Annotated in this window: 13 protein-coding genes; 5 read left to right on the top strand and 8 right to left on the bottom strand. The window is 60.9% G+C overall.

The window, feature by feature from the left end; translation table 11 throughout:
• Positions 1 to 42 precede the first annotated feature (42 nt).
• The 6 genes from NL154_RS26720 to NL154_RS26695 all read right to left on the bottom strand — a co-directional run bounded on the left by NL154_RS26720 (position 43) and on the right by NL154_RS26695 (position 6,312).
• Positions 43 to 1,101 (bottom strand): ABC transporter ATP-binding protein, encoded by a 1,059-nt coding sequence (locus NL154_RS26720; protein ID WP_210632273.1) that lies wholly within the window; start codon positions 1,099 to 1,101, stop codon positions 43 to 45.
• A 5-nt stretch (positions 1,102 to 1,106) separates the two neighbouring features.
• Positions 1,107 to 1,937 (bottom strand): carbohydrate ABC transporter permease, encoded by an 831-nt coding sequence (locus NL154_RS26715; RefSeq protein WP_221145018.1) that lies wholly within the window; start codon positions 1,935 to 1,937, stop codon positions 1,107 to 1,109.
• A gap of 4 nt (positions 1,938 to 1,941) precedes the next feature.
• Positions 1,942 to 2,877 (bottom strand): carbohydrate ABC transporter permease, encoded by a 936-nt coding sequence (locus NL154_RS26710; protein ID WP_085781048.1) that lies wholly within the window; start codon positions 2,875 to 2,877, stop codon positions 1,942 to 1,944.
• A 248-nt stretch (positions 2,878 to 3,125) separates the two neighbouring features.
• Entirely contained in the window at positions 3,126 to 4,385 is a 1,260-nt protein-coding gene (locus NL154_RS26705) for an ABC transporter substrate-binding protein (RefSeq protein ID WP_434734378.1), read from the bottom strand.
• A gap of 35 nt (positions 4,386 to 4,420) precedes the next feature.
• Complete coding sequence (locus NL154_RS26700; RefSeq protein ID WP_434734377.1) at positions 4,421 to 5,593, bottom strand: PLP-dependent transferase; 1,173 nt, start codon at positions 5,591 to 5,593, stop codon at positions 4,421 to 4,423.
• A complete protein-coding gene (locus tag NL154_RS26695; RefSeq protein WP_434734376.1) occupies positions 5,590 to 6,312 on the bottom strand; it encodes a FadR/GntR family transcriptional regulator in 723 nt (240 codons plus the stop codon). Before NL154_RS26695 ends, NL154_RS26700 begins: the two co-directional genes overlap by 4 nt.
• Before the next feature lie 759 nt (positions 6,313 to 7,071).
• Here NL154_RS26695 and NL154_RS26690 point away from each other — a divergent pair.
• The gene (locus tag NL154_RS26690) at positions 7,072 to 9,600 is read left to right on the top strand and encodes a methyl-accepting chemotaxis protein (RefSeq protein WP_434734375.1); all 2,529 of its coding nucleotides are present in this window, start codon (positions 7,072 to 7,074) and stop codon (positions 9,598 to 9,600) included.
• 519 nt (positions 9,601 to 10,119) lie between these two features.
• On the opposite strand, the gene NL154_RS26685 is transcribed toward NL154_RS26690, so the two are convergent.
• Together NL154_RS26685 and NL154_RS26680 are read right to left on the bottom strand one after the other, a co-directional pair.
• Complete coding sequence (locus NL154_RS26685; RefSeq protein WP_210632266.1) at positions 10,120 to 10,935, bottom strand: endonuclease/exonuclease/phosphatase family protein; 816 nt, start codon at positions 10,933 to 10,935, stop codon at positions 10,120 to 10,122.
• Between the two features lie 95 nt (positions 10,936 to 11,030).
• Positions 11,031 to 12,494 (bottom strand): phospholipase D-like domain-containing protein, encoded by a 1,464-nt coding sequence (locus NL154_RS26680; RefSeq protein WP_210632661.1) that lies wholly within the window; start codon positions 12,492 to 12,494, stop codon positions 11,031 to 11,033.
• Positions 12,495 to 12,655: 161 nt separating this feature from the next.
• On the opposite strand from NL154_RS26680, the gene NL154_RS26675 reads away from it, so the two are divergent.
• The 4 genes from NL154_RS26675 (at position 12,656) to NL154_RS26660 (ending at position 15,505) form a co-directional block, all read left to right on the top strand.
• Entirely contained in the window at positions 12,656 to 13,297 is a 642-nt protein-coding gene (locus tag NL154_RS26675; RefSeq protein ID WP_221153403.1) for a UdgX family uracil-DNA binding protein, read from the top strand.
• 142 nt (positions 13,298 to 13,439) lie between these two features.
• Positions 13,440 to 13,706: a DUF2934 domain-containing protein gene (locus NL154_RS26670; RefSeq protein ID WP_210632265.1), complete on the top strand. Its 267-nt coding sequence runs from the start codon at positions 13,440 to 13,442 to the stop codon at positions 13,704 to 13,706.
• Between the two features lie 308 nt (positions 13,707 to 14,014).
• The gene (locus NL154_RS26665) at positions 14,015 to 14,194 is read left to right on the top strand and encodes a hypothetical protein (RefSeq protein ID WP_210632263.1); all 180 of its coding nucleotides are present in this window, start codon (positions 14,015 to 14,017) and stop codon (positions 14,192 to 14,194) included.
• A 105-nt stretch (positions 14,195 to 14,299) separates the two neighbouring features.
• Positions 14,300 to 15,505 (top strand): MFS transporter, encoded by a 1,206-nt coding sequence (locus NL154_RS26660; protein WP_434734374.1) that lies wholly within the window; start codon positions 14,300 to 14,302, stop codon positions 15,503 to 15,505.
• Positions 15,506 to 15,588: the final 83 nt, after the last annotated feature.

Raw genomic sequence — 15,588 nt, 5'->3', positions numbered from 1 at the left:
GACGGCAACCAGCAGATAGGGACGCCTGAGGAGCTCGGCCGCTCAATCGATGCGTTGTCCCTCGCCGTCGAACACATGCAGATATTGGGGCGGGAAGGCGACATTGACCTTCGGCCCCGCCTTCAACGCTTCGCGGTCCAGAGTGAAGATCTTGAAGGGCAGGCCATGGAGGGTGAGGTGCAGGATAATGCCGAAGCCGGTGGGTTCGACGAGCTCCACATCGGTGCCAAGCCCCGTCCCGTCACTCGTCATCAGCACATGCTCGGGCCGGATGCCGAGCATCACCTTCGCGCCGTCTGCAAGCGGCAGCGGCCTTGCCAGCGGCACGATCGTCCCATCCTTCAGCTTGACGCCGCCTGCTTCATAGGTGGCGTCGAGGAAATTCATCCCCGGCGAACCGATGAAACCGGCGACGAAGAGGTTGGCGGGGCGATCGTAGAGTTCGAGCGGACTGCCGACCTGCTGCACCACGCCGCCGTGCATGGCGACGATCCGGTCGGCGAGCGTCATCGCCTCGATCTGGTCATGGGTGACATAAATCGAGGTTGCCTTCAACTCGCCATGCAGCTTCTTGATTTCGGCGCGCATCTGTTCGCGCAACCGCGCATCCAGATTGGACAGCGGTTCGTCGAACAGGAAGGCCTTCGGCTGGCGCACGATGGCGCGGCCCATCGCGACACGCTGGCGCTGACCGCCGGAGAGCGCCTTCGGCCGCCGTTCGAGCAGCGGATCGAGACCGAGCTTGGCGGCGGCCGCCGCCACCGCGCTGGTGATCTTCTCCTTGGCGGTCTTCCGCAGCCTGAGGCTGTAGCTCATATTGCCGGCGACGTTCATGTGCGGATAGAGCGCATAGGACTGGAACACCATGGCGATGTCGCGGTCCTTGGGATGCAGTTCGTTCACACGGGCGCCCGCAATACGGATCTCACCCGATGTGACGTCCTCCAGCCCGGCGATCATCCGCAACAGCGTGGACTTGCCGCAGCCGGAGGGACCGACGAGCACGACGAATTCGCCATCTCTGATCTCGAGGTCGACGCCGTGCAGCACCTGCACGTGGCCATAGGCTTTGCGGATATTCTGGATATCGATCGATGCCATTCTGTTTAACCCTTGACCGCGCCGGCCGTCAGGCCCTGGACGAGATATCGTTGGATGAGCAGGAAGAAGAGGCCGGCCGGAATGAGCGCCATGACGCCCGCCGCCATCATCTGCCCGAAATCCACCGAGAATTTCGAAACGAAGGTTAGAAGTCCCACAGGGAAGGTCGCCGCATCATTGCCGTTGATCAGCATCAGCGCAAACAGCAGTTCGCTCCAGGCGGCGGTGAAGACGAAGCCGAGCGTCGCGGCGATGCCTGGCAGCGTCAGGGGCAGGATGATCTGGCGGAAGGCCGTGAACTGCGTCGCCCCGTCGATCATCGCCGCCTCTTCGAGATCCTTGGGGATGCCGTCGAAGAAGGACTGCATCAGGAAGGTGGCGAAGGGCACGTTGAAGGCGGTGTAGACAATGACGAGCCCAGTCAGGCTGTTGGTCAGATGCAGGGGCGACAGGATCTTGAAGATCGGCGCGACCAGCATGACGAGCGGAAACATCTGGGTCAGCAGCATCAGCGCGACGATCCAGTATTTTGCGCGGAAATTGAAGCGCGACAGCGCGTAGCCCGAGAGCGAGGCGCAGATCGTCACCGTCACCGCCGTCGAGGCCGAGACGATCAGGCTGTTCTTGAAGAAGGTGGGAAAGGCACTGTGCTGCAGCACGAAGGCATAATGATCCCAGCTCGTGCGCGACGGCCACATGCGCACGCCTTCCGTATAGAGCAGATCGTTCGGCGTCACCGAGACCTTGAGCAGCCAGAACAGCGGGAAGAGCGCGAAGGCGATGTAGCAGAGGATCGCTAAGCGATGCGCGATGGTGGGAAGGATTGATCGTTTCATGGTCTCAATCCTTGTTCAACAGCGTCTGCCGCAGCAGGATGATCAGCATCGAATAGGCGAGCAGCAGCGCCAGCAGCACCAGTGCAATCGCCGAGGCATAACCGAAATCGAGCCGCTTGAAGGCCGTGGTGAAGATATAACTCGCGACGATCTGCGTCCGGTCGGCCGGGCCGCCATTGGTCATGACGACGATGAGATCGGCGAAGTTGGAAATCCAGACGGTGCGGAGCAGCACGGTGATGGCGATCGTCGGCGCCAGAAACGGCAGGGTGATCGAGCGGAACCGCTGAAACCAGCCGGCACCATCGATCGAGGCGGCCTCGTAGAGATCGCGCGGAATCGCCTGCAGCGCCGCAAGCAGGGTGATGGCAAAGAAGGGAATGCCCCACCAGACATTGGCGACGATCGGCCCCCACATCGCATGATCGGGATCGGAGAGAATGTTGCCCGGCTCATGCATCAGCCCGAGTGCGAAGAGCCAGTGCGGGATCGGCCCGATGACCGGATTGAACAGCCAGGCCCAGTTGAGACCGGCGAGAAAGGACGGCACCGCCCAGGGCAGGAAAACCAGCGCCTGTGCGATCGCCCGGCCCGGGAACGGCTTGTCGAGCAGCAACGCCAGAATGAGGCCGAAGATGAATTGCAAGACGACGGAGGCGCCGGTCCACCAGAGCGTATTCCTCAGCGCGCCGTAAAAGGCCGCGTCGCTCGACAACTCGCGGAAATGCTCGAGCCCGATGAAGCCGCCGGAAAAAGGATTGAGCAGCTGGATATCGCGGAAGGCATAGGACAGCCCGAGCGTCAGCGGCACCAGCATCACCGCGATGATCAGGATCAGCGACGGCGCGCTGTAGAGATAGGGCTCCGAAGCATCGGCAAGACGACGCAGCCACGGCCTGCGGTCGCGACGCATGTCGAGCATATCGGCGGAAATGGTCATCGGATTGCGGTTTCCATTGTCTTACCCGGTTGGGAATTTGTGACGCTTCTGAACGAAGAGACCGGAGCCCCCTCATCCGACCCTTCGGGCCACCTTCTCCCCGCTGGGGAGAAGGGGAATGAGGCGCCGCCACGAGTCTCTTCTCCCCAGCGGGGGTCCGAAGGACGGGTCGAGACCAGTGGCTCGACCCAGCCATAGGTGCCGGCAGGCGGATGAGGGGGCCCACAGCTCGAAGCCCCCTTTTTTCACTACTTCTTGCTCAAGAACTTCTGCTGCGCCTTGGTCAGATAATCCGCCCACTGATCCGCCAGATCCTTCGCCGAGATGTCGCCGAGCAAGGCCTGCTGCGAGGTCTTGATCGCCAGCGAATCCTTGAAGAAGGCGAACTCTTCCAGATAGGTCGGCATGACGGTCGGCACGGTGTTCGGATCCGCCAGTTCCTCGAACCAGCCCTTGAACTGGTCACCGGCATAGAAGGGATCCTTTTCGGCCGCGGTATAGGCCGGCAGGGCGCCGATGCGCTTGTTCCACTCGATATTGCCTTCCGGCCCTTCGAGTGTGGCGATCAGCTTCCAGGAGAGATCCTTGTTGGCGCTCGTCGAAAACATCGACCAACCGCCATAGCCAATGGTCGGGAAGGACTTGCCGTCAGGCCCCTTCGGCAGCGGCGCAACGCCGAAATTCTCCTTCTTCATGCGTTCGGCGATGGCGATCAGCGCGTCCGGATCCTGGTCGAGGAAGGCGCAGGTGCCGGAATAGAAACCGGCGACGACTTCGTTGAAGCCCCAGTTGACGCTGTCCTTCGGCGCATAGCCCTTCTTGTAGAGATCGACCATCCACTCGATGCCCTTTGCCCAGCCGGGGCTGTTCATCGTCGAAGTACCATCTTCCTTGAAGTACTTGTTGTCGCCGGCCATGGTGGCGGCGAAGATCATCCAGCCGTTCAGGCCGCCCGGTCCGCCGCGCATGCAGTAGCCGTATTTGCCGGGCAGCTTGGAGACCTTTTCGGCGGCGGCGGTAAACTCGTCCAGCGTCTTCGGCGGCGCGGCGACACCAGCCTCCGAAAGCAGCTTCTTGTTGTAGAACATTGCCCTCAAATAGAAGCCATAGGGCAGCATGTAGGCGGTGTCCTTGACGTCGCGGCCGAGCTCGAGCGCGCGCGGCGTCAGCTCCTTGGTGTGTTCCCACTTTGCGAGATAGGGCTCGAGACTTTCGAGCATACCGTTATTGGCATAGAGCGACAGCCAGGTGTCGGGCATCTCCATCACGTCGGGCACGTCGCCGGCCGAGACCATGGTCGCGAATTTCTGGAAGGCTTCGTTCCAGGGCAACGAAATGATATCGACTTTGGTGCCGGGATTGGCGGCCTCGAACTTGCCGACGATCGATTTCAGCGTTTCGGTGCGCTCCGGGCTGGTGATGACTTCGACAAGCTTGAGCGTCGTGTCGGCAAAGGCCGTGCCCGCCATCATCGAAGCAAAGAGCGTCGAGATTATTAGCTTTTTCATTGCTCAGTTCCCCCTTGTTAGGTTTCTCTCAGGTTTCAGCATTGCGAGGCGGCGGCGAGCGCCTCCTCGATGTCCCTCCACAGGGCCTCGGTTCCTTCGAGGCCGACATGGAGGCGTACGGATCGCGCATGAATTCCAAAAGTTTGCGCGGAATTCGGCTGTGCCTTCTGCTGAAGCACCACCTCGCCCGGTACGATCAGGCTTTCATGCCCACCCCAGCTCACTCCCAGTTTGAAGAGCTTGAGGCGATCGGCGAAGGCGCGGATATCGACGCCTTCTCGGAAAATGAACGAAAACAGGCCCGACGTGCCGTGGAGCCCGGCGGGCAGACGGTTGGCAAGCCCGGGGTGGCAGACCGTCTCCACCACATCGAGCTTCTGCAGCCGTCTGGCGATCTCCAGGGCGGAGGCTTCATGAGCCTTCATCCGCAGCGGCAGCGTGCGCAGGCCGCGGATCAACAGCCAGGCGTCGAAGGGCGAAAGCTTGCCGCCGAGATAAGGATAGGCCTCGGCCTTGACGCGCGCAATCATCGCCTTCGAGCCGGCGATGACGCCCGCCACCACGTCGCTGTGGCCGCCAAGATATTTGGAGGCGGAATGGATGACGAGATCGACGCCGAGCGTCAGAGGCCGCTGGAAGAACGGGCTCGCCCAGCTGTTGTCGATCATCGAGACGACGCCGTGTCGCTTGGCAAGGGCTGCGAGCGCCCCGACGTCATGCACCTCCATGACCCAGCTCGTCGGGCTTTCCAGGTAGAGGAGCTTGGCACCGGGCAGCGCCTTCGCCACCGCCTCCTCGTCGCGGCCGTCGACATAGGTCACCTCGATCTTCATCCGCGTCAGGATGGTGCCGAACAGGCGGAAGGCATCGGGATAGACATGCCGGACGGCGACGATGCGGTCGCCCGGCTCGACAAAGCTCAGCACCGCCGACGAGATCGCCGCCATGCCGCTCGCAAAACCCAGCGCATCCTCCGCACCTTCGAGCTTGGCCAGCATTTCCTCGAAGGCGCGCACCGTCGGGTTCAGCCCGCGCGTATAGGTCGGCCGCACCTTCTCGCCGCGATAGACGGTGATCATTTCGTCATAATCGGAAAAGGTGAAAAGCGAGGTCTGGAAGATCGGCGGCACGACGGCGTCGGCGAAGTTGCCGTCGTCGTGGGCGGTGATAAGGGAAGCAAGATCGAACGGGTCTGCGCCGTTGCTCATTTGGACATTTCCTTGATGTCTTCCTCGACGATATCGAGAATTTTCAATGTCTCCGCCCGCGCCGCCTCGGCATCCCGAGCGGCGATCGCGTTAAAAAGCGTGCGGTGAAAGGGAAAGGACCGGCGAGCGAAATCCTGCCGGTCGAACGGATGCTCCCAGAAGCGCTCGAATGTCTCGCGCATCTGCTCGAGAAGCTGGCGAAACAGCGGATTGTGGGTGGCGTCGTAGACGGCGAGATGGAAGGCCAGATCCTCCGGCCCGGATGTGCCCTTCTCCAGGTGCACCCGCTCCATTTCATTAAGCTTCTCCTCGATGACGACGAGGTCTCTTGCCGTGCGCCGCCGGGCCGCGACCATGCCCGCCTCGCATTCGATGCCGCGGCGAACCTCCAGCGTCTGCAAAAGGGCGTCGCGCAGATGCACAGCGTCGAAGGACAGCGGCATATGGATCGTCGCCCGGGAAACCGGCTTCAAGAGATAGGTGCCGCTGCCCTTGCGCGTCTCGATAACGCCGAGCGCCTGAAAATGCCGGATCGCCTCGCGAATGGTCGAACGGCCAACGGCAAGGGCCGCCATCAGCTCCCGCTCGGCCGGCAGCCGATCACCCGCCTGCAACCGCGCTTCCTCCACATAATCCGCCAGCGCATCGGTCACCTGACGCGCCCGGTCCATGACGGGAAGCGGCCGGATCACCGGCCTGTCGCTACGATTTGCCTTCATGGTTCCCCATTTTTTCTATCAGGCAGCCAGATCTGAATTGGTCTGACATCTTAGCATTTCGCAAACGGGGCAAGACGTCAAGCCGAGTTGTCTTTATAATAAGGCCGACCTTGCTGCGTCGCTCCCTGGGCAGAAGCGGTTCTACGGTTCGCCATTTTGCGTCGGTAGGTCACCACGTACCAGGGCAGCCTCCTGAAAGGCACCTTGAATTAAAACTCAGCTGAATTGGCCAAGCACATTATAACAGGACCTAGGCAAGGATTGCCCCGTCACCGGGAGCGCCTAAAGCGTCGGCGCCTGCGACCTGCCCGAACCGCGATTTTCACAATCTCGCGCTCCTGTTTCACGAAGTCGCAACGAACGCTGCGAAGTACGGAGCACTCTCCGTCGGCGACGGGCACGGACGGATGAATGCAGATCCGACCCAGCCCTCTTCGGCTTTGAAAGCATCCTGGAGCAAAGGATAGCGCAAAACCTTGACATCCATATCGAGCGATCATGGACGCCTGATGAATTGTCAATTCGGCTTTCGCTTTTCCGTCTCGTGATCACGTAAGCCTTCCGGCTCGCCTGGGGCTTACAAGGGAGATGCATGGCATGGCCATCGCCATACCGAATGACACCCGCAATTCGGCAGCCTCCGTTTCGCGATTTTGTCCGGTGTTGTTCTCCGCGGCGGCAACAGAGGCGACGCCTAGTCCCTTCATCGGTCCTTAAGAAAAGGATGGCAGCTTTACCTCAAATTTGGGGGGTGCATATATGGTACATGGGTTGATGTGGCGGGCTCGCATTCAGACGAAGGTGCTCGCGCTTTTGGCGCCATTCGTCATTAGCCTATGCGCAGTAGGGTTGACGGGGTACTACGCGTCGAGCCTTCTCGAAGGTCGGATGGAGATCTCCAACCATATTTTGCAGTCTCTGAACGGGTTCAAGCTTGTTTCTTCAAGCATGACCGGCTTTCTGATGAAGCCGTCGCAGGAAGCTCGTGACACCGCGCTTGCGGACGCCCGAGAGCAATTGGCAAACCTGAAGCAGACGATCGAGACTCTAAGGCCGACGACCGATGTGGGGCTTCTCGACCGCGCGCTCGATCAGTCGCAAATCATCCCGCAAAAGATCGAAGCGATCTGGCAAATCGAAACGGGACAGCAGAAAATTCTCAGCGACGTGGACGCTGCTTCCGCGGCGCTTCTTGACCTGCAAGGGCAGGTTGGCAAGCGCTCGTTCATGCTGATGGCGAGTGCGAAAAAGATGGAAAATGCCAACAAGAGCGGCCTCAGCAACGCCGTCTCCATCACCGCGGCCGCCAGTGTTGCGACAAAACTTAGCAATGATTATACGAACGCTACAACGTCGGCTGACAAGCTTAGCCTTCTAGCCAAATATGCGCCCGATTTGCAGAAGACAAGGGAGCAGCTTTCGCCTGCGATAGGGACCGACAGAGAAGCCCTCGCAACGCAGTATGCCGCTGCGGTAGATGCCATCCTTAACGCTTCGAAGGCGTCGCCAGACACTTTGGATGTCCCGATAATGGATACCGCCATCGCTAATCTTGCTGCTATTGGGGACAGTCTCAAGACAATTGGCGACGACCTGATGCGGACCTCAGTACTCGCGCTTGCCGCGTCGGACAGGGATATCTCTCAGGCGACGAATGTCGGCAACCAACTGCGTGCTATCGTTAACAGCAATAACGAGATCCGCGTCGGCTTCGCCGAACTTGCAGGCAAGCCAGACGACGCGCGAGTGAAGAAAGTCCAGCAATCAATCTACATGTATCAGACCGAGCTCGGCCGTCTCGCCGGCGTGGTGACCGACGATCCGGTTTTTGCCGAGATTCCGAAGAAGGCTCAACCCGTTCTCGATCTGCTTGCGGCGAACGCGGCAGCGCTCTCCGACGGTGCGCTCCGCAAGCTTGCTGAGTTCGACCGCGCCGCGGAGCAGATCGACAACACCTGGAACCTGCTTGCGCAGTTCGCCGAGACGCAGAAGGAAAATGCTGGGCAGGATCGTCAACAGGCCAATAGGATATCCGGCGGCGCGATTGTCATCGGCATCCTAATTGCCATGGCCGCAGGTGCCGCGCTGGTCTTCACACTGAAGGGACCTATCGCCCAGATTACCGCAGCGATGCGCAAGATCGCCGAGGGAAGGCTCGACACCACAATAACGGGCGAGACACGGGCCGACGAAATCGGGGAAATGGCCCGTGCGCTTTCGGTCTTCAAACAAAATGCGCTGTCGAAAGTCGAAATGGAACATCAGGCCGAGATCGCGCGTCGTGAGGCAGAATCTGAGCGCGCCCGCAACGAACTCGAGCGACGTAACGCACAGGTTCAGGTTGATGCCGCAATCGAGGCGCTGGCGGAAGGGCTCACGCGGCTGTCGCGCGGGCAGTTGAATTTTGCGATCGATACGCCCTTTGCCCCTGAGCTCGATCGGATCCGCACCGATTTCAACATGTCGGTGGCGGGTCTCAGAGAGACCCTCTGCGAGATCCGTGAGACGTCTTCCCTCATTAGCAATAATGGCCGCCAGATGGCGGAAGCCGTCGAAGACTTGGCCAGTCGGACTGAAAAGCAGGCGGCTGCTCTTGAAGAAACCGCAGCGGCTGTGGAGGAGATTTCTTCCGCCGTCAACACCTCTTCAGGACGGGCAGCAGCAGCGCTGGCGCTTGTCCAACGCGCCAAACAAGGCGCCGACGCCTCGGCTTCGGTGGTCCAAAACGCAGTATCGGCTATGGGACGGATCGAGGACGCGTCGGGCAAGATCGTACAGATTGTCAGCGCCATCGATTCCATCGCTTTCCAGACCAATCTCTTGGCCCTGAATGCGGGAGTCGAAGCGGCGAGAGCGGGCGAGGCCGGCAAGGGCTTTGCAGTCGTGGCGCAGGAAGTGCGGGAGCTGGCGCAGCGATCGGCTCGCGCAGCCAAGGAAATCGGCGAGCTCATCAACAATTCTGTCCGAGAGGTTGCGTCGGGCTCCGAGTTCGTCGGCCGCACTGGCGATGCGCTGATGGAGATTTCCACCGAGATCGTCCACATCGTCGGCCATATTGAACTGATCGCCGCGTCAAGCCGCGATCAAGCGACGACACTCAATTCGATCAATGCGTCGGTGAACGATATTGATCGTATGACGCAGCAAAATGCGGCGATGGTGGAAGAGACCAATGCCGCCACGCAACAGCTATCGTCAGAGGCGCTCGCACTTACCGAGATGATCGCACGCTTTCAGCTTGAAGGCCCTGAGAGCCCGGCTTCTAGAGGCTACGAGGCCGCCGCATGACGGCAGCGTGTATTCGCAGACCCTTTGACTTGCTTTCAAATGTGAATCATGAGCGCCTGCTGCACGTCGTCATCAGCGTGAGCTCGGTATCCACAAAGTCCGGCGATCACGATTTGTGGCCAACGGCTGTTGGTCAAAACTGAGCCGGTTAGGCGCATGAGGAGCATTGAGGGTTCTGAACGGCGTCGGCATCGCTGCGGACGTGATTGTAACAGACCCGTGGCCCAGTGACGCAGAAGAAGGCGAATTGGCGGCCTTATAGGTGTCGGCATCGCTCCTCGACCAAGGGCGCCGCAACACAATCTTTTTGCCTTGTCCACTAGTGGCGAGAGGCAGGAAGTGGCGCAGACGCGACATCAAATCCGACATGTCGTTTCCGCGAGGCAAAGGCTTTCCTGCTTCACGCCCAGAACGCATTGATGGAGTGGGCGACCTCTTAAGCGCAGTCGAGGCAGTTATCAAAGGAGTGTCAGACGCATCATACTCGTCGGGAGCTTTCGAAACATCAGCTTAGAGATGCTACCCACCCACCGGCGTCAGGTCAACGAGCGCCTTGATCGGCAGGTGATCCGAGGCGATGCGGGCGAGCGGTGTATCATGCGCCTCCACCTCGGAGATGATGCCCTTGCGGTTGGCGATGATGCGGTCGAGCGCCAGCAGCGGCAGGCCGGCGGGAAAACTCGGCACGGCTGGCGGCAGCTCGCCGAAGGCGGATTGGAAGGTGTTGAGCGACGAGCGGTCGCCGAGCCGCCATTCGTTGAGGTCGCCGAGCAGGATGGTCGGCATCTCGTGCCTGTCGTTGATCAGTTCGACGAGGGTCCGGGCCTGCTGGGCTCTGCTGTGGCGCAGCAGGCCGAAATGCGCGGCGATGATGCGCAGCACCCCGCCCTCCTCCAGCTCGATTTCGGCGACCAGCGCACCGCGCGGCTCCAGCCCCGGCAGCCTGACTTGGTGCACGTCATGCACCAGCCCCTTCTTGAACAGCACGACATTGCCGTGCCAGCCATGCGCCTTCGCCATTCCGGCGACCGGCACAGGGATTAGCCCCGTCTCCCGCTCCAGCCGGCCGAGGTCGAGAATGCCCGTGCGCTCGCCGAAGCGTGTGTCGGCTTCCTGCAGCGCGATCACGTCGGCACCGATTTCATGGATCACCCGGCTGGTGCGCTCCGGATCGAAGCGGCGATCAGTACCGACACACTTGTGGACATTGTAGGAGGCGATCAACGTTCCGGCGCTGCGCGGCCTTGCCTCCATATGCGCCGCGTCAAGCCGCTTTTTCCTGCTCCTGATCGAGGCGAGAATGCTGGCGGGAAGACTGTCTTTCCTGGCGTGCATCGGGAGGCGCACTTGTTCCGTTGATCAAAGAGGCTACTCACTCGGCAGTATAGGCGGCCGCGCGGAACTTGCCATGTCGGAATGCAAAAAATCCGTCAGAGATAGGGCGAACCCAGCCACAGGACCTTCTCGATCAGCCGCACCGGGAAGGGCCGCGCGCGTAAGCCTTCCAGCGTCACCAGCGTTGCCGATTTCAGGATTTCCTCGATATGCTCGTCGATCTCGGCGGCAAAGCCCTCATTCAGCACTTCGAGATCGACCTCGAAATTCAGCCTGAGCGAACGTGGATCGAGGTTGGAAGAGCCGACATAGGCCCAGGTGCCGTCGATCGTCAGAAGCTTCGAATGGCTGAAGCTGCCGGTCGAGCGCCAGATGCGGCAATAATTTTTGAGGATCTGATCGAATTGCGCCGTCATCGCCCGGTCGACCAGCATGAGATTGTTGAGAGCCGGCACGACGATATCGACTTCAACGCCGCGCCGCGCCGCCGTCACCAGGGCGCTGATCAGTTCGCGGTCCGGCAGGAAATAGGGCGACATGATGCGGATCGATTGACGCGCAACCGAAAAGGCGCCCATCAGCATCTTATGGTTGGTCTCGAGGCTGCGGTCCGGCCCTGAGGCGACGATGCGCATCAGGATGGGGTCGCCGGGGCTGCGCGGCGGCGGCTCGATGCGCCAGGCCTCGTCGTTCAACAGTTCGTCGGTGGTGAACCGCCAGTCTTCGGCGGCAAGATCGAAGAGATCGGTGACGACGGGGCCGGTGACGCTGAAATGCGTATCACGGGCAAAGGTCTCGCCCGTCGCCTCCTCGCTGAAACCCGCCCTGATATTCATGCCGCCGGTCAGCGCAATGCGTCCGTCGACGATCAGGATCTTGCGGTGGGTGCGCAGATTGGCATAGGGCAGCCGCAAGCCCATGATGACATTGCCGTTGAAGACGGCGACGGTGACGCCGCCCTCCTTGAGATGGCCGAGAATGCTCGGCACCGAATAACGCGCGCCGACGGCGTCGATCAGCACCCGGACCGTCACACCCCGCTTCACCGCGGCAATCAGCGCATCGGCGATCCGCAGACCAATGACATCACGGTCGAAGATGTAGGTTTCGAGCAGGATGCTGCGCCTCGCTTCATCGATGGCGGATTTCATCGCGGCATAGGCCTCGTCGCCGGTCTCCAGCATGTCGATCGTATTGCCCGAGGTCAGCGGGTTGCGGGTCACCCGGTCGCCCAGCGTCTGCAGCGCCGCAAAGCGGCGGCCGAACTGGCTGATCACGGTCTCGGCGTCGGCGTCGAACGTCTCCAGCTCGTCGGTCCCCGGCGCGAGCAGCAGGGCGTCGCGGCGAATGCTCAGCGATTTGCGGCGGATGCGATTGATGCCGGCGATCGCGTAAAGCAGCGCACCGACGATTGGCGAGAGGATGATGACGCCGACCCAGCCGATTGCCGCGCGCACCTCCTCCTTGGTCATGGCGGCATGAATCGCCGCCGCGGCTCCCATGGCGATCGAAACGACAAAGAGGATATGCGGCCAGTAGGTCGACAGGAGATAGAACATCGCTGGCCAATATAGCCGCGAAACGGCGGCGTTCAATTATGCAGCCGCTCCCCCATGGCGCGAAATTTTTCTTCGGGATTGTTTTGCCGGGAGTCCCCGTTCGATCGCGGGAACAATCCCGGTTGAGATCGATTCCTCCTCAGGAGATGAGGATTGCCATCGTGAACATCGCCGCAAACATTGGTCCTGCCCTGGCGCTCGAAGTCGCGGATGCAGAAAGCATTGCCGAACTCCGGCATCAGGCCGAGGACTGTACCCGCTGTGACCTTTATCGCAATGCGACGCAGATCGTCTTTGGTGAAGGCCCGGGAAAGGCCGAGATCGTCCTTGTCGGTGAGCAGCCGGGTGACCGCGAAGATATCACCGGCAGGCCCTTTGTCGGCCCGGCAGGCCATCTGCTCGACCTCTGTCTCGACGAGTCCGGTCTGGACCGTCAACGCTGCTACGTCACCAATGCCGTCAAGCACTTCAAGTTCACGCCCCGCGGCAAACGGCGCCTGCATGCGAAACCCAATGCCGGCGAGATAAGGCGTTGCGCCTGGTGGCTTGGCGCGGAGCTCAACATCCTGCAGCCGAAACTCGTGGTGGCGCTGGGCGCGAGCGCCCTCTATGCGCTGCTCGGGCCGAAGGCGAAATTGACGCCCGAGCGCGGTCATGTCCTGCAGCCTGCAAACCATCCCCCGGTTCTGGTGACAATCCACCCCTCTTATCTCCTGAGAATTCGCGATGAGGCCGAGCAGCAAAAGCAGCGCCAGGCATTCGTGTCAGATCTGCACAAGGCGGCGGAATTTCAACTTCGATGAATGCCGATTCTCAACCTTGATATGCTGCAATGCGAAATATTTGCGGTTGCGGTTCGATTTCGCTTGAAACCGGGCTCCTCCTCTGGAACCATCCTGCCAGTATCGCGTTCGAACGACGGCAAAATGTGACTGGAGATCAGCGATGGCAGAAACTCGGGAAGAGTGGATCAAGAAACGTGCATACGCCCTCTGGGAAGAAGAGGGCTATCCGACAGGGCGGGATTCCATCCATTGGGAACAGGCACGCCATGAGCGCGACGCGCTCGAAGGCTCCTCTTCCAACGGCAAAGAGGCCAAACCCAGGGTCAAGCGCGCCGCAACGACCACGAAGGCCGCCCCAGGCGCCAAGACGAACGGCGTCGTCACGCCGGCGCCCAAGCGGACTGCAAGCCGCAAGACGGCGACCTGAATATTGAAAACCGCTGACATCGTTGAAAGGGCGTCACCGTGGCGCCCTTCGGCCTCTCTTTGTCATATGTCTGAATCATCTGTGTTTTATGGAAGCTTGCAGGCGGGTTTTCCGCGCGGGGGGTGAACAAGGGCCGGATGACGCTGCAAGCTTTGAGGCCTCCGAAAAAATTGAGCCTTCGCCCGCAAGCCGGGGATCATACAAAAACTGTTTATGGCGAAACGAGGGAGGCAGCCATGAACGATCGTGTCGAAATGCTCGTCGTCGCGCCTCTTGCCGCCCGCAGCCACGCTTCCAACGTGTGAGCCATGGAAATATCGCTCCTGCTCATCGCCGCTCTGCTTTATCTCGGTCTGGCGCTCGGCTTCATCCTGGTCGTCGATAAGCTCGTCGGTCTGGTTTTCCGCGAGTCCCGTACGCCGCTGCAACTGCCCTCCTTCGACATCGGCCGCGCCTTCGCAGCGTCGCAGAAATTCCACCGGAAATAACGGTTCTCAGCTGGCGCCCGCGCGCGGTTAAAAAGTAGGGTGGATCTGGCGCATCGGCCCGAAAATCGGAATTGATTTTCGGAAAGCAGGATGAGATCGAGGACAATGGGACAGGCCCGAAGCGTTCAGCCGACGACATGGCTTTTTGCAGCGCGCTCCTTGCGCGACTTCGGCGACGGTTTCGTGGCCATCCTGTTGCCGGTCTATCTCCTTGCTCTTGGATTTTCGCCCCTGCAGGTCGGCGTCATTGCGACGACATCCCTCTTCGGATCCGCACTTTTGACGATCATCATCGGCTTTCTCGGCGCGCATCATGATCTCCGCCGCCTGCTTTTGGCCGCCGCCGGCCTGATGGTCGCCACCGGTCTCGCTATGCCGATGATCAGCGACTATGCGCTGCTGCTCGCCGTCGCCTTTGCCGGTACGATCAATCCGTCGGCAGGCAGCGTGAGCATCTTCGTGCCGCTTGAACATGCGGTCCTGGCCCGGGAGGTGACCAACGCCGATCGAACGAGAATGTTTGCGCGTTATAGCTTGGTCGGGGCGCTCGCAAGCGCCGGCGGCGCGCTTGCTGCGGCGCTGCCAGATGTCATGATGCGGCTCGGGATGACGCAACTGAGTTCGATCAGGCTGATGTTCGTTGTCTATGCGCTCGTCGGCATTCTCGGCGGCCTTCTTTATGCCCGCATACCGCCTCGCCCGGTGACGCACGAAGACCACAAGCCGGCGGCACTCGGGCCTTCGCGGGCCATTGTCATGAAGCTCGCAGCCCTCTTCAGTCTCGATGCCTTTGCCGGAGGTTTCGTGGTCCAGTCCTTGCTCGCGCTGTGGCTGTTCGAACGATTCGATCTTTCGCTACCCGAGGCTGGAGTGTTTTTCTTCTGGACGGGCGTGCTGTCGGCGTTTTCGTTTCCTGTCGCCGCCCGGCTATCGAAGCGGATTGGACTCGTGAACACCATGGTGTTCACCCACATCCCGTCCAGCCTTGCCCTCGGCCTTGCCGCATTCGCCCCCACCTTGCCACTGGTGCTTGCCTTGCTGCTGGTCCGGGCCGCGCTTTCGCAGATGGATGTGCCAACCCGTTCTTCCTACGTGATGGCTGTTGTCACTGAGGCGGAGCGAGCCGCTGCCGCAAGCTTCACATCGGTGCCGCGCAGCCTCGCATCGGCGGCCAGCCCTGCGCTGGCAGGTGCTCTTTTTGCCGCGTCTTATCGGGCCTGGCCGTTTGTCATCTGCGCCGGCCTGAAGATCATATACGACCTCTTGCTGTTGCTGCAGTTCCGCCATCTCAAGCCGCCCGAGGAATCCTGAAGTGCACTGCCTGCCTCGGGCGGAAGTTCATCGGCTACCGCCCGTAAAACGCAGCGCTGACGCTGCGCCGCGGGCGCGAGCAG

This window comes from Rhizobium sp. YTUHZ044, from assembly GCF_051123975.1.
In the GTDB taxonomy this organism is placed as follows: Bacteria; Pseudomonadota; Alphaproteobacteria; order Rhizobiales; family Rhizobiaceae; genus Rhizobium.
This window is presented reverse-complemented; position numbering and strand designations above follow the sequence as displayed.

Bases quoted from the DNA above. Each gene is read 5' to 3' on its own strand.
- NL154_RS26720 (WP_210632273.1), bottom strand. From the start codon at position 1,101: ATGGCATCGATCGATATCCAGAATATCCGCAAAGCCTATGGCCACGTG.
- NL154_RS26715 (WP_221145018.1), bottom strand. From the start codon at position 1,937: ATGAAACGATCAATCCTTCCCACCATCGCGCATCGCTTAGCGATCCTC.
- NL154_RS26710 (WP_085781048.1), bottom strand. From the start codon at position 2,877: ATGACCATTTCCGCCGATATGCTCGACATGCGTCGCGACCGCAGGCCG.
- NL154_RS26705 (WP_434734378.1), bottom strand. From the start codon at position 4,385: ATGAAAAAGCTAATAATCTCGACGCTCTTTGCTTCGATGATGGCGGGC.
- NL154_RS26700 (WP_434734377.1), bottom strand. From the start codon at position 5,593: ATGAGCAACGGCGCAGACCCGTTCGATCTTGCTTCCCTTATCACCGCC.
- NL154_RS26695 (WP_434734376.1), bottom strand. From the start codon at position 6,312: ATGAAGGCAAATCGTAGCGACAGGCCGGTGATCCGGCCGCTTCCCGTC.
- NL154_RS26690 (WP_434734375.1), top strand. From the start codon at position 7,072: ATGGTACATGGGTTGATGTGGCGGGCTCGCATTCAGACGAAGGTGCTC.
- NL154_RS26685 (WP_210632266.1), bottom strand. From the start codon at position 10,935: ATGCACGCCAGGAAAGACAGTCTTCCCGCCAGCATTCTCGCCTCGATC.
- NL154_RS26680 (WP_210632661.1), bottom strand. From the start codon at position 12,494: ATGTTCTATCTCCTGTCGACCTACTGGCCGCATATCCTCTTTGTCGTT.
- NL154_RS26670 (WP_210632265.1), top strand. From the start codon at position 13,440: ATGGCAGAAACTCGGGAAGAGTGGATCAAGAAACGTGCATACGCCCTC.
- NL154_RS26665 (WP_210632263.1), top strand. From the start codon at position 14,015: ATGGAAATATCGCTCCTGCTCATCGCCGCTCTGCTTTATCTCGGTCTG.
- NL154_RS26660 (WP_434734374.1), top strand. From the start codon at position 14,300: ATGGGACAGGCCCGAAGCGTTCAGCCGACGACATGGCTTTTTGCAGCG.